Source organism: Streptomyces sp. B6B3 (genome assembly GCF_039871525.1).
Classification (GTDB): domain Bacteria; phylum Actinomycetota; class Actinomycetes; order Streptomycetales; family Streptomycetaceae; genus Streptomyces.
Window position 1 is genome coordinate 70,265 of the sequence record NZ_JBDPLU010000017.1, and the last position, 12,500, is coordinate 82,764.

A 12,500-nucleotide genomic window follows, 5' to 3' on the forward strand; every position below is an offset into this window, starting at 1 on the left:
CGGCAATCTTAACGCGCAAGGGTGAACACGAATCAATGCCCGAGGGTACACGTAGTCTCCCCGGCTACTCACGCCTCGCGCCAGACCGCCGCAGCGAACCGCTCCGTGCGGCGAGCGGGCCGGCGACCCGCTCGAGCTCGTCGGCGGCTTGGCCGATGCGCTCGGCGCTCTCCCCGACCGCGCGGGAGAAGCGGCGCACCTCCAGTCCCACCCGCACCGCGAGCACACCGAGCACGGCCACCCCGGCGAAGGCCAGGGCCAGCTGGAACATCGGCCAGAACATCGCGGCTCACCGCCTCCCGCGGATCGTGGTCCGGGCGTCCCCGGCGTTGCTCCCGGTCACGGGACCGGCAGCCGCTCGTACTCGGCCAGCGCCGCCCGGGCGGCCTCGCGGGCGCTGTCGGCCAGCTCGGGCGGCGAGACGATCCGCCCGTCCTGGCCCAGCCGCAGCGCCAGCCGGCGCAGCGTGGCGGGGTCGGGGGTGCGCAGCCGCACCCGCAACCCGCCGTCCGGCAGTTCCTCGGCGACGTCGTGGGGGTAGTACTCGGCGACCCAGCGCCCGCCGGGACCCACCTCGATGACCACCTCGGGGTCGGTGGGCGCCGGCTGCACCAGACCCTCGCTGAGGTCGCGCGGCTCCAGCGGCGGCGGGTCGGCGGGCACGTCGAGAAGCTCGATCCTGGCCACCCGGTCGAGCCGGAAGGTGCGCCGCGCCTCGGTCCTGCGGCACCACGCCTCGACGTAGGTGTGGCCCACGGCGAACAGCCGGATCGGGTCGATCTCCCGGTCGGTGAGCTCGTCGCGGCCCGGGGAGTAGTAGCGGATGCGCAGCCGGCGCCGCTCGGCGATGGCCCGGTCCACCTCGGCCAGCACCCCGCCCTCGGCCTCGAAGGTGACGTTCAGCCGGGAGCTGACCGCGGCGGTCTCGCCGGCCGCCGCCTCCAGCTTGGCCGTCGCCCGCAGCAACGCGTCGCGGTCCCCGTCGCTGAGCCCGGGCAGCGTGGCCACCGCCCGCGCCGCCACCAGCAGGGCGGTCGCCTCGTCGGCGGCCAGCCGCAGCGGCTGGCCGGTGCCCGAGGCCACGGCCTCCGCGTTGTGCCACCAGATGTGCTCGCCGTCGGTGTCGATGTCCAGCAGGTCCCCGCCGCGGAAGCTGGTGCCACACATCGGCAGCACGCCGAGGTCGCCGATCAGCTCGTCCTCGGTGATCCCGAAGGCACGGGCCACCTCGTCCACCCGGGCCCCCGGCCGCTCCCGCAGGTACGTGATGAGGGACAGCATCCGCCGCGTCCGGTCGATGGCGGTGGTCGCCATGTCGCTCTCGATCCTCCCAAGTCGTTACTCATCCGACGGGCCGCCGGGTCCTGGCCTAGCCCTTGGCGACGGCGCGCAGCCGGTCGACCACGTCCGCCCGCAGCTCGGCGGGCTCCAGCACGATCACGTCGGGCCCGAACTCGGCCAGCCAGGCGTCCAGGCCGTGTCCGAACGGGATCTCCAGCTCGTCCCAGTCCGCGTCCCGGCTGGTGACCGCGGTCGCCCGGGCCCGCAGCGGGTACCCCGAGCCGACCCGCAGCCGGATCCGGGCCTGCGCCGTCGCGGTCTCCCCCGCCCAGCGGGCCACGCTCTCCCGCACCGCCACCTGGCCCGGCACCTCGGCGGTGAACGCCCCCGAGCGGGACCTCACCCGGCCCACGATCCGGGACAGCCGGAACACCCGCGCCGCCCCGCGCTCCCGGTCCCAGCCTGCCAGGTACCAGTGGCCGCGCCAGCACTCCAACGCCCAGGGCTCGACCTGCCGGGTCCGCGGGTGCACCGCGTTGGACTTGCGGTAGTCGAAGGTGACCGGACGCCGGTCACGGCAGGCGATCATGAGCGGCTCGAAGGCGGCCTCGCCGGCCGGGATCCGCGGCTCAAGGGCGCTGTACGGCTCCTGCTCCTGCGGAGCGAGCGGCATGCCCGCGGCGCGCAGCTTCTGCAGCGCGCCGCTGGCGGCGCCGGCCAGCCGGGCCTGCTGCCACACCTTGGCGGCCAACCCCAGGGCGGCGGCCTCCTCGGCGTCCAGCGTCACCGGCGGCAGCCGGTTCCGGTCCCGGTGGGCCAGGTAGCCGACCTCGCCGTCGAGGCTCTCCACGGTCTCGATGACCATGCCCAGCTCGCGCAGGTCGTCCTTGTCCCGCTCGAACATGCGGTTGAAGGCTTCCTCGCCGGTTACCTCCAGATACGCCTCGATGGAGGTGCGCAGGTCCCGTTTGGTCAGCGGCCGGCCGGTGCCCAACAGGCACAGGGCGAGGTTCATCAGCCGCTCTGCCTTGGCAATCGCCATCGACGCGCCGCCCTCTCTTGATCCGTCAAACACCGTGGGCCCGTCCCGGTTTCGGGATGGGCCCACGGTACCGCCAAGCGAGTGGCCGCGATTACGCCGCGACCAGATCGCAGACGAAGATCAGCGTCTCGCCCGGCTTGATCCGACCGCCACCGGCCCCGGCGTCGCCGTAGGCCAGGTGCGGCGGGATGGTCAGCTGGCGGCGACCGCCGACCCGCATCCCCTGGACGCCGCGGTCCCACCCCGGGATGACCTGGCCGGCCCCGAGCTCGAAGCGCAGCGGGGCGCCGCGGTTCCAGCTGGCGTCGAACTCCTCACCCGTGCTGAAGGAGACCCCGACGTAGTGCACGGAGACCTGCGCTCCGGCCGCGGCGACCGGCCCGTCGCCCTCCCAGAGATCCTTGATCTCCAGGTCGGCGGGCGGCTCGCCGCCGGGGAAGTCGACCTCGGGCTTCTCGATGTTCACGTTACTGCTCCTTGAGACGTTCGCTTGCGTCGTGCTGCGTCGTACAGGGTGCCGCGTCGTGCGGGGTGCTCAGGCGGCGCCGACGATGTCCACCACGAACACCAGGGTGGACCCGGCGGGAATGGCCTCCTGCTCCTCCTCGCCGTACCCCATGTCGGGCGGCAGAACCAGCAGCACCCGGTCGCCGACGTGCTTGCCGACCAGGCCCTCGTCCCAGCCCGGCACCACCTGACCCGTGCCGATCTGGAACGCCGAGGCGCTCTCCCGGTCCCAGGACGAGTCGAACTTCTCGCCGTCGGCCCAGGTGACACCGGTGTACTGGACGGCGAGCGCCTGGCCGGCCTCCACCTCCGCCCCGTCACCCTCGATCAGCACCTGGTCGCGCAGCTCCTCCGGCGGGTCCTGGCCCTCGGGGATGGTGATCGTCGCGGCCTTCTCCCCGTCGGCCTCGACCTCGGGCATGCCCTCCTCGACGGCGGCCTGCTCGCCCTCGGCCCTGGCCTTGGGCTCCACCTCGACCGCGCCCACCACGTCGATGACCCAGACCACGCCCTCGTCCTCGGCCATGCCGTACTGGGCGGCCACGTCCGCGCCGAAGACATCGGCGGCCCGGCCCTCGACCTGGACGCGGCTGCCGACCGTCTTGCCGATCAGCGGCTCGGTGACCGACGGGGGCAGGTACGACTCGACGCCGGCCTGGCTGACGATCTGCTGCCGCGGGTCCTCCGCGCCGCCCTCGTCCTCGGCGTCCGGGCTCTCGCTCTCCTGGCTCTCGTCGTCCCCGCCGTCCTCGGCGGCCGACGCCCAGGTGTCGATCAGGTCCTCCTGGCCCTGGACGAGGCGGGCCAGGACGTCCATCCGAAGGAAGGAACCCTCGGCGATCTCCGCGCCGTCACCCTCCTCCAGAACCCGGGTGACGGTCTCCTCACCGACGACCGGGTCCTTGCCGATCTCGATCTCGGGACGCTCGCCGAGCGGGCCGGAGACGGTGGCCACGGGGCCGGAGGAGGCAGCGTCCGTGGTGTCGTCCTCGCCGCCCTCCTCGGAACCGCAGGCGGCGGTGAGCAGGAGCGCGGCCGATACGGCCAGTGCCGCGACGGTGCGGCGGACTCGTGTGGTGGGGATCATCAGTCCAACTCGGGGTAGAGGCGGTCGGGGGGCGGGACACACTGGTCCCGCCCCACCCTACGACCTCCGCGACCCCTGACTCCGGTCACATGCCGGCGATGAGCTTCTCCACCCGCTCGTCCACTGACCGGAACGGGTCCTTGCACAGCACGGTGCGCTGGGCCTGGTCGTTGAGCTTCAGATGCACCCAGTCCACGGTGAAGTCCCGCCGCTGCTCCTGGGCCCGGCGGATGAAGTCGCCACGCAGCCGGGCGCGCGTGGTCTGCGGGGGCACCGACTTGCCCTGGAAGATCTTCAGGTCGTTGCAGATCCGCTGGGCCTGGCCCCTGCGCTCCAGGAGGTAGTACAGGCCGCGCCGCCGGTGGATGTCGTGGTACGCGAGGTCTATCTGCGCGACCCGCGGATGCGACATGGTCAGGTTGTGCTTGGCCCGGTACCGCTCGATGAGCTGGTACTTCATGACCCAGTCGATCTCGGTGTTGATCTTGTCGAGCTCCTGGGCGCGGATGGACTCCAGGGCCCGGCCCCACAGCTCCAGCACCTGCTCGGTCAGGCCGCTGCGCATGCCCCGACGCTCGCAGAAGTCCAGCGCCTTGTCGTAGTACTCCTGCTGGATCTCCAGCGCCGACGCCTCCCGGCCGGTGGCCAGGCGCACGCGGCGCTGTCCGGTGATGTCGTGGCTCACCTCGCGGATGGCGCGGATCGGGTTCTCCAGGGTGAGGTCGCGCATCACCGTGCCCGCCTCGATCATCCGCAGCACCAGGTCGGTGGCGCCGACCTTGAGGAGCATGGTGGTCTCGGACATGTTCGAGTCGCCGACGATGACGTGCAGGCGCCGGTAGCGCTCGGCGTCGGCGTGCGGCTCGTCGCGGGTGTTGATGATCGGCCGGGAACGGGTGGTCGCGGAGCTCACGCCCTCCCAGATGTGCTCGGCCCGCTGGCTGACGCAGAAGACCGCGCCGCGTGGGGTCTGCAGCACCTTGCCGGCGCCGCAGATCAGCTGCCGGGTGACCAGGAAGGGGATGAGCACGTCGGCCAGCCGGGAGAACTCGCCGTGCCGGGCCACCAGGTAGTTCTCGTGGCAGCCGTAGGAGTTCCCCGCGGAGTCGGTGTTGTTCTTGAAGAGGTAGACGTCGCCGGCGATGCCCTCTTCGTGCAGCCGGCGCTCGGCGTCCACCAGGAGCCCTTCGAGGATGCGCTCGCCGGCCTTGTCGTGGGTGATGAGCTCGGTGACGTTGTCACACTCGGGAGTGGCGTACTCGGGATGCGAACCGACGTCCAGGTAGAGCCGGGCGCCGTTGCGTAGGAACACGTTGCTGCTGCGGCCCCATGACACGACTCGGCGGAAGAGGTACCGGGCCACCTCGTCCGGGGACAGCCGTCGCTGTCCCCGGAACGTACAGGTGACCCCGTACTCGTTCTCCAGCCCGAAGATTCGGCGATCCATGACTGAACAGTACGCCCGAAGGCCGCGTTCGAAACCGGGTTCCCGGACGGCGTTTCGATCATTTTCCGCCTACCGGCGACCCGGTGGCGTGCCTGGGAGCTGGGGGAACGCGTCAGCCCTCGTCCGAGGAGCCGGACGAACCGCCCGCCTCCTCGGCGTCGCCAGCGTCCTGGGCCGGCTCGTCGGCGGTCTCCGCGGCCGCGTCCTCCTCCAGCAGCCGGGCCAGCTGGCGGCTGAGCACCCGCTTGAACTTCCGCTGCTGCGGCCGGGTGCGGTCGAGCACCGCGACCTCCAGCTGGTCCGCGGTCAGCTCGCGCTCCCCGCCGTTGTCCCTGGACAGGGACGCGAGGGCCAGCCGCACCGCCTCGCCCAGGCTCATGCCGTCCTCGTGGCGCTGGTCGAGGTAGCTGCCGATCTGGTCGGAGTTCCCGCCGACGGCGACGGAGCCGTGCTCGTCGATGATCGAGCCGTCGTGGGGCAGCCGGTAGATCTCGTCCTCCGCCGGGCTCTCCCCCACCTGGGCGACCAGGAGCTCCACCTCGTACGGCTTCTCCGCGGTGCTGGAGAAGATGTTGCCCAGCGTCTGCGCGTAGAGGTTGGCCAGGCCCCGGGCGGTGACGTCCTCCCGGTCGTACGTGTACCCGCGGAGGTCGGCGTAGCGGGTGCCGCCGATCCGCAGGCTCTCGTACTCGTTGTACTTGCCCGTGGCCGCGAAGGCGATCCGGTCGTAGATCTCGCTCACCTTGTGCAGCGCGCGGGAGGGGTTCTCGGCGACGAAGACGATGCCGTCGGCGTACTGGAGCACGACGAGGCTCCGGCCGCGCGCGATGCCCTTGCGGGCGTACTCGGCGCGGTCCGCCATGGCCTGCTGGGGTGAGACATAGAACGGCGTCGACACCGGCTACTCGTCCCTTCCTGTCCGTCAGATGGGTGGGCCAGATGGGTGGGCCACTGAACTCAGTGGGGTGGGCCACTGAACCGGGAATCTACACAACCGGCGCGCGCGGGCCGTCGGGCAGCTCCAGACGGCCGTCGTAGACCGCCTGCGCGATCTCCGCGAGCTCGTCCTCGGTCAGCCGCCGGAAGCCCTCGTCGGTGATCACCGTGACGATGGGGTAGATCCTGCGCACGAGGTCGGGGCCGCCGGTCGCGGAGTCGTCGTCGGCGGCGTCGTAGAGCGCCTGCACCACGACGGTGGCGGCCTGGCGCTCGGTGAGGTCCTCGCGGTGCAGCTTCTTCAGCGAGCCGCGGGCGAAGATGGATCCCGAGCCGACGGCGGCGAAGCCGAGCTCCTCCGAACGGCCGCCGGTCACGTCGTAGGAGAAGATCCGGCCCTTCTCGCGCTCCAGGTCGAAGCCGGCGAAGAGCGGGACGACCGCCAGCCCCTGCATCGCCATGCCCAGGTTGCCGCGGATCATGGTGGACAGCCGGTTGGCCTTGCCCTCCAGCGAGAGCACGTCGCCCTCGACCTTCTCGAAGTGCTCCAGCTCCAGCTGAAAGAGCTTCACCAGCTCGACGGCGATGCCCGCGGTGCCCGCGATGCCCACGGCGGAGTACTCGTCGGCCGGGAAGACCTTCTCCACGTCCCGCTGGGCGATCATGTTACCCATGGTGGCGCGGCGGTCACCGGCGAGCACCACCCCGCCGGGGAAGGTCGCGGCCACGATGGTGGTGCCGTGCACCGCCTCCAGCGCGCCCTCCACGGGCGGCAGGATCCGGCTCCCCGGCAGCCGCTCGGGGGCGTGGTCGGCGAGGAAGTCGAGGAAGGAGGAGGAACCGGGCCTCAGGAATGCCGCGGGGAGTCGCCCCTGCCCGTGGGAGTTGGCTGCCACAGATTTCCCTCCAGGTAGGTGGAAACGGCTCGCTGGAACACGTTCTGCTGATCACTCGGCCGCGCCGTCACGACGGCGCGGCCGAAGCGGGATACGCCACGGACCCTACCCGTCACGGGGTCATGATCCACATCGCGCCGGCGTCACTCGCCGCCCTTCTGCACGAAACTGCGTACGAAGTCCTCGGCGTTCGACTCCAGGACCTCGTCGATCTCGTCCAGCACGGAGTCCACGTCGTCCGTCAGCTCCTCCTGGCGCTCCTTGAGCTCCTCGGAGACCTCCACGTCCTGGGTCTGCTCGTCGGTCTCTTCGGTGGTACGCGACGCCTTCTGCTGGCCGCCGCTGGTGTCCTTGGTCGCCATCTCCCTCACCCCATGCTCGGCTTCGACGTATCAAGATCAGACCCTACTAGCCGGGGCTGACATCGGCTCTTCCACCGTTTCTCGTACCTGTAACGCGCAGGGGCCACCTCCATGATTCCCGTATCCCCGGAAAACGGGGAAACCAAAGGAACTCAGCCGCCGGACAGCGCGCGCACCAGGTCCTCCGCCGTGGCGCAGCGGTCCAGCAGGTCCTTCACGTGGTCCCTGGTGCCGCGCAGCGGGTCCATCGTGGGCACCCGTTGCAACGAGTCACGGCCGGGGAGGTCGAAGATCACCGAGTCCCAGGAGGCGGCGGCGACGTCGTCGGCGTACTGCTCCAGGCAGCGGCCCCGGAAGTAGGCCCTGGTGTCCTCAGGAGGGCTGCTCTGGGCCCGCAGGATGTCCTCGTCGGTCAACAGCCTGGTCATCCGGCCCCGGGCCGCGAGGCGGTTGTACAGGCCCTTGTCGGGGCGCACGTCGGCGTACTGCAGGTCCACCAGGTGCAGCCGGGCGGCGTCCCAGCCCAGGCCGTCCCGGCGCCGGTAGCCCTCCATCAGCTCCCGCTTGGCCACCCAGTCGAGCTGCCCGGCCAGGCTCATCGGGTCGCTCTCCAGCCGGGTCAGCACGTCCTCCCAGCGGCTGAGCACGTCCGCGGTCTGCTCGTCGACGTCCGCGCCCCAGCGCTCCTCGACGTACTTGCGGGCGAGCTCGCAGTACTCCATCTGCAGCTGCACCGCGGTGAGCGACCGGCCGCTGCGGAGCGTGACCAGCTCGCGGAGGCCGGGGTCGTGGCTGACCCGGTGCAGGGTGCGCACGGGCTGCTCGACGGCGAGGTCCACGGCGATGAAGCCGTCCTCGATCATCGACAGCACCAGCGCCGTGGTGCCCAGCTTGAGGTAGGTCGACACCTCGGCGAGGTTGGCGTCGCCGATGATGACGTGCAGCCGGCGGTACTTCTCGGCGTCGGCGTGCGGTTCGTCGCGGGTGTTGATGATCGGCCGCTTGAGCGTCGTCTCCAGGCCGACCTCGACCTCGAAGTAGTCCGCGCGCTGGGTCAGCTGGAAGCCGTGTTCGCCGCCGTCCTGGCCGAGGCCGACCCGGCCGGCGCCGCAGACCACCTGGCGGGAGACGAAGAAGGGGGTCAGGTGGCGCACGATCTCGGAGAACGGCGTCTCCCGCTTCATCAGGTAGTTCTCGTGCGTGCCGTAGGAGGCGCCCTTGTTGTCGGTGTTGTTCTTGTAGAGGTGGATCGGCTGGGCGCCGGGCACCTCGGCGGCCCGTCTCGCCGCCTCGGCCATGATCCGCTCGCCCGCCTTGTCCCACAGCAGCGCGTCCATCGGGCTGGTGGTCTCGGGGGCGCTGTACTCGGGGTGCGCGTGGTCCACGTAGAGCCGGGCGCCGTTGGTCAGGATGACGTTGGCCAGGCCGATGTCCTCGTCCGTCAGCTGGCTGGCGTCAGCGTTCTCCCTGGCCAGGTCGAAGCCCCGCGCGTCGCGCAGCGGGTTCTCCTCCTCGAAGTCCCAGCGGGCTCGCCTGGCCCGGTGCATGGCCGCCGCGTAGGCGTTCACGACCTGGGAGGAGGTGAGCATGGCATTGGCGTTCGGGTGGCCGGGCACGGAGACGCCGTACTCGGTCTCGATGCCCATCACTCGCCGTACAGTCATGCGACCCTCCTTGCCCGGCGCCGGCCCCGCACGACCGCGCCCCTGGGTACGAGCCTAAGCGACACGGCATGCGGTGGGGAGATCACTGCGGGTTCCTTCGGCCTGTCTGGGGCTGTCTCGAACTGTCTGGGAAAGGCGTCCGGCTGCGGGGCACGGCATGCCGTGCCCCGCAGCCGGACGTCGGATACGTGGGACTACAGGTACTGACCGGTGTTCGCCACCGTGTCGATGGAGCGGCCGGTGTCCGCGCCCTGCTTGCCGGTGACCAGCGTGCGGATGAAGACGATCCGCTCGCCCTTCTTGCCGGAGATGCGGGCCCAGTCGTCCGGGTTCGTCGTGTTGGGCAGGTCCTCGTTCTCCTTGAACTCGTCCACGCAGGCGGCGAGCAGGTGGGAGACGCGCAGACCCTTCTGGTTGTGGTCGAGGAAGTCCTTGATGGCCATCTTCTTCGCCCGGTCCACGATGTTCTCGATCATGGCGCCGGAGTTGAAGTCCTTGAAGTACAGGACCTCCTTGTCACCGTTGGCGTAGGTGACCTCGAGGAAGCGGTTCTCCTCGGTCTCGGCGTACATCTGCTCGACGACGGTCTGGATCATGCCGGCGATGGTGGCGTCACCGCTGCCGTTGTGCTCGTTCAGGTCGTCGGCGTGCAGCGGCAGCCGGGGGGTGAGGTACTTGGAGAAGATGTCCTTGGCGGCCTCGGCGTCCGGGCGCTCGATCTTGATCTTCACGTCGAGCCGGCCGGGGCGCAGGATCGCCGGGTCGATCATGTCCTCGCGGTTCGAGGCGCCGATGACGATGACGTTCTCCAGGCCCTCCACGCCGTCGATCTCGGAGAGCAGCTGGGGGACGATGGTGTTCTCCACGTCCGAGCTGACCCCGGAGCCGCGGGTGCGGAAGAGGGAGTCCATCTCGTCGAAGAAGACGATCACCGGCGTGCCCTCGCTGGCCTTCTCCCGGGCCCGCTGGAAGACCAGGCGGATGTGCCGCTCGGTCTCGCCGACGTACTTGTTGAGCAGCTCGGGGCCCTTGATGTTGAGGAAGAAGCTCTTGCCCGCCGGCTTGCCGGTGACCTCGGCGACCTTCTTCGCCAGGGAGTTGGCGACCGCCTTGGCGATGAGCGTCTTGCCGCAGCCGGGCGGGCCGTAGAGCAGCACGCCCTTCGGTGGGCGCAGCTCGTGCTCGCGGAACAGGTCGGGGTAGAGGTAGGGCAGCTCCACCGCGTCCCTGATCAGCTCGATCTGCCCGCCCAGGCCGCCGATCTGGGTGTAGTCGATGTCCGGCACGTCCTCGAGGATCAGCTCCTCGACCTCGCTCTTGGGCACGACCTCGTAGACGTAGCCGGAGCGGGGCTCGAGCAGCAGGGAGTCGCCGGCCCGCAGCGTGATGTCCAGCAGCGGTTCCGCCAGCCGGACGACCCGCTCCTCGTCGGTGTGCCCGACCACGAGGGCACGCTCCCCGTCCTCGAGCACCTCCTTCAGGGTGACGATGTCGCCGGCCCGCTCGAAGGCCATGGCGGCGACCACGTTCAGCGCCTCGTTGAGCATGACCTCCTGGCCGCGCCGGAGCTCGCCGAGCTCGATGTTCGGGCTGACGTTGACCCGAAGCTTGCGGCCACCGGTGAAGATGTCCGCGGTGTCGTCGTCCTCGTTGGCGCGGAGGAAGACACCGAAGCCGGACGGCGGCTGGGCGAGCCGGTCGACCTCCTCCTTGAGCGCCACGATCTGGTCGCGGGCCTCACGGAGCGTGTTCGCGAGCCGCTCGTTCTGCGCGGACACGCCGGCCAGGTTGGTCTGCAGCTCGACAATCCGCTCCTCGAGAATCCGAGTGTGCCGCGGAGAGTCGGCCAGCTTGCGGCGCAGGACGGTGATCTCCTGCTCAAGATCGGCGAGCTGCCTGGAAGGGTCGTCGGAACCCCGCCCGGGCCGGACGCCGCGGTTGCTGTCGTCATCGTGGGATGCCACGGTCCTCACCTCCTCCAAGGGGAGCTGGACGCTTCCAGACCCTACCTGGACCGGTGTAGTTCGAAACCCCTAGATCACAAAGACGGTCGGGGTGTGTCCGATCTTCACCCTTGCGCACTCCCTCACGCCAGGGAATACCCACCCTGCCTCGTCGGAAAGCGGGGCGCTGTATCGTCGGGACTGGTCAACACCCGTCAGGGACGGCTGTCTTTGCGTCCCGGGATCGAGGACCCCTTCTAGGAACGGTAGGCCACATGACCGCGTCGAACGAAACCGCCGAGGCTCTTGAGGTCTGGATCGACCAGGACCTCTGCACGGGTGACGGGATCTGCGCGCAGTACGCGCCAGAGGTGTTCGAACTGGACATCGACGGCCTTGCCTATGTGAAGCCCCCGGCGGCCGCCGGGGAGGAGGCGGACCTGCTGACCGAGCCCGGGGCGACGGCCCCGGTGCCGCTGCCCCTGCTGCGCGACGTCGCCGAGTCGGCCAAGGACTGTCCGGGCGAGTGCATCCACGTGCGCCGGGTCTCCGACCGCACCGAGGTGTACGGGCCGGACGCCGCCGCCTAGGCCCTGTCCGGCCTGCCGGGCCGGGAGCGGACACACCAGCGGACCGGGGTCAGGCCGAGGTCGCCGCCGGGGTCTCGGCGGACAGCCGCAGCCGGCCGTCCTCCCAGGCCCAGGTCACGTCCCGCTGGAGGTCCGGCTGGGAGCGCGGCACGTCGATCGAGGAGTACCCGAACAGCCGCACGGAGACCTCGTGCCCGGCGGCCTCCAGGCCGTCGACCGTCATGCCCTCGGCGGGGTCCACCAGCGTCTCGGCGATCCGCGGCGCACCGCCGGACTCGTCCGCCCCGGTCAGCACGTAGAGGCCGCTGGGCGGGGTCCCGCCGCCCGCGTCGCAGCGCACCGCCGCCACGGTCTCGGCGTGGCCGTCGCCGTCGAAGTCCACGCCGACCTGGTCGGTCACCAGGATCGGAAGCGGTCCGCAGTCCAGCGGGTACTCGGCGGCCGACGGGTCGGGGCCGGGAGCGGCGGAGGCCGGAGCGTTCGCGGTGGCGTCGGACGGCTGCACCAGGATCGCGCCGCCCGCCACCGCGGCCAGCGCCGCCGCCGTGGTGACCCAGTGGACGCCGCGGGCGCGGGTGTGCGGGAGGTCGAGACCGGCCGGGAGCTGCACGCGGGGACTCCTGAGGGCGAGAGGAGGGGCGCCTGGGGGTCGTGAGAAACGCCACAACGTCCCGCGAGGGGCCCGCCGTCAGCGCGTCCCGGCATCGTGCCATATCTCACACGGGGTGGGAACGGCGGGGTACGC

13 protein-coding genes are annotated in these 12,500 nt (G+C 70.8%); 1 reads left to right on the forward strand and 12 read right to left on the reverse strand.

Annotation, left to right across the window (positions count from 1 at the left end; genetic code table 11):
• Nucleotides 1-64: 64 nt before the first annotated feature.
• The 11 genes from ABGB06_RS28855 to arc all read right to left on the reverse strand — a co-directional run bounded on the left by ABGB06_RS28855 (nucleotide 65) and on the right by arc (nucleotide 11,186).
• Nucleotides 65-283, reverse strand: a complete 219-nt coding sequence (locus ABGB06_RS28855) for a hypothetical protein (protein ID WP_347594686.1) — start codon at nucleotides 281-283, stop codon at nucleotides 65-67.
• Between the two features lie 56 nt (nucleotides 284-339).
• Nucleotides 340-1,314 (reverse strand): WYL domain-containing protein, encoded by a 975-nt coding sequence (locus tag ABGB06_RS28860; RefSeq protein ID WP_347594688.1) that lies wholly within the window; start codon nucleotides 1,312-1,314, stop codon nucleotides 340-342.
• A gap of 55 nt (nucleotides 1,315-1,369) precedes the next feature.
• Nucleotides 1,370-2,323: a WYL domain-containing protein gene (locus tag ABGB06_RS28865; protein ID WP_347594690.1), complete on the reverse strand. Its 954-nt coding sequence runs from the start codon at nucleotides 2,321-2,323 to the stop codon at nucleotides 1,370-1,372.
• 91 nt (nucleotides 2,324-2,414) lie between these two features.
• Nucleotides 2,415-2,789 (reverse strand): FKBP-type peptidyl-prolyl cis-trans isomerase, encoded by a 375-nt coding sequence (locus tag ABGB06_RS28870; RefSeq protein ID WP_347594692.1) that lies wholly within the window; start codon nucleotides 2,787-2,789, stop codon nucleotides 2,415-2,417.
• Nucleotides 2,790-2,858: 69 nt separating this feature from the next.
• Entirely contained in the window at nucleotides 2,859-3,917 is a 1,059-nt protein-coding gene (locus ABGB06_RS28875; RefSeq protein ID WP_347594694.1) for an FKBP-type peptidyl-prolyl cis-trans isomerase, read from the reverse strand.
• Nucleotides 3,918-4,002: 85 nt separating this feature from the next.
• Nucleotides 4,003-5,364, reverse strand: coding sequence for a Pup--protein ligase (gene pafA / locus ABGB06_RS28880; RefSeq protein WP_347594696.1), 1,362 nt, complete (start codon nucleotides 5,362-5,364; stop codon nucleotides 4,003-4,005).
• 112 nt (nucleotides 5,365-5,476) lie between these two features.
• Entirely contained in the window at nucleotides 5,477-6,262 is a 786-nt protein-coding gene (gene prcA / locus ABGB06_RS28885; RefSeq protein WP_347594698.1) for a proteasome subunit alpha, read from the reverse strand.
• A gap of 88 nt (nucleotides 6,263-6,350) precedes the next feature.
• On the reverse strand, nucleotides 6,351-7,196 hold the full coding sequence (gene prcB / locus ABGB06_RS28890) for a proteasome subunit beta (RefSeq protein ID WP_347594700.1): 846 nt from the start codon (nucleotides 7,194-7,196) through the stop codon (nucleotides 6,351-6,353).
• Between the two features lie 143 nt (nucleotides 7,197-7,339).
• Nucleotides 7,340-7,558, reverse strand: coding sequence for a ubiquitin-like protein Pup (locus ABGB06_RS28895; protein ID WP_347594702.1), 219 nt, complete (start codon nucleotides 7,556-7,558; stop codon nucleotides 7,340-7,342).
• A 152-nt stretch (nucleotides 7,559-7,710) separates the two neighbouring features.
• Nucleotides 7,711-9,222 carry a depupylase/deamidase Dop gene (gene dop / locus ABGB06_RS28900; RefSeq protein ID WP_347594704.1) on the reverse strand — a complete coding sequence of 504 codons (1,512 nt, stop codon included), beginning with the start codon at nucleotides 9,220-9,222 and terminating at the stop codon, nucleotides 7,711-7,713.
• Nucleotides 9,223-9,416: 194 nt separating this feature from the next.
• On the reverse strand, nucleotides 9,417-11,186 hold the full coding sequence (gene arc / locus ABGB06_RS28905; protein ID WP_347594706.1) for a proteasome ATPase: 1,770 nt from the start codon (nucleotides 11,184-11,186) through the stop codon (nucleotides 9,417-9,419).
• Nucleotides 11,187-11,440: 254 nt separating this feature from the next.
• Between arc and ABGB06_RS28910 the strand changes: the two genes are divergently transcribed.
• Nucleotides 11,441-11,755, forward strand: coding sequence for a ferredoxin (locus tag ABGB06_RS28910; RefSeq protein ID WP_347594708.1), 315 nt, complete (start codon nucleotides 11,441-11,443; stop codon nucleotides 11,753-11,755).
• Between the two features lie 49 nt (nucleotides 11,756-11,804).
• On the opposite strand, the gene ABGB06_RS28915 is transcribed toward ABGB06_RS28910, so the two are convergent.
• On the reverse strand, nucleotides 11,805-12,365 hold the full coding sequence (locus ABGB06_RS28915; protein ID WP_347594710.1) for a hypothetical protein: 561 nt from the start codon (nucleotides 12,363-12,365) through the stop codon (nucleotides 11,805-11,807).
• Nucleotides 12,366-12,500 lie beyond the last annotated feature (135 nt).

Bases quoted from the DNA above. Each gene is read 5' to 3' on its own strand.
- ABGB06_RS28855 (WP_347594686.1), bottom strand. From the start codon at position 283: ATGTTCTGGCCGATGTTCCAGCTGGCCCTGGCCTTCGCCGGGGTGGCC.
- ABGB06_RS28860 (WP_347594688.1), bottom strand. From the start codon at position 1,314: ATGGCGACCACCGCCATCGACCGGACGCGGCGGATGCTGTCCCTCATC.
- ABGB06_RS28875 (WP_347594694.1), bottom strand. From the start codon at position 3,917: ATGATCCCCACCACACGAGTCCGCCGCACCGTCGCGGCACTGGCCGTA.
- dop (WP_347594704.1), bottom strand. From the start codon at position 9,222: ATGACTGTACGGCGAGTGATGGGCATCGAGACCGAGTACGGCGTCTCC.
- ABGB06_RS28865 (WP_347594690.1), bottom strand. From the start codon at position 2,323: ATGGCGATTGCCAAGGCAGAGCGGCTGATGAACCTCGCCCTGTGCCTG.
- ABGB06_RS28910 (WP_347594708.1), top strand. From the start codon at position 11,441: ATGACCGCGTCGAACGAAACCGCCGAGGCTCTTGAGGTCTGGATCGAC.
- pafA (WP_347594696.1), bottom strand. From the start codon at position 5,364: ATGGATCGCCGAATCTTCGGGCTGGAGAACGAGTACGGGGTCACCTGT.
- ABGB06_RS28895 (WP_347594702.1), bottom strand. From the start codon at position 7,558: ATGGCGACCAAGGACACCAGCGGCGGCCAGCAGAAGGCGTCGCGTACC.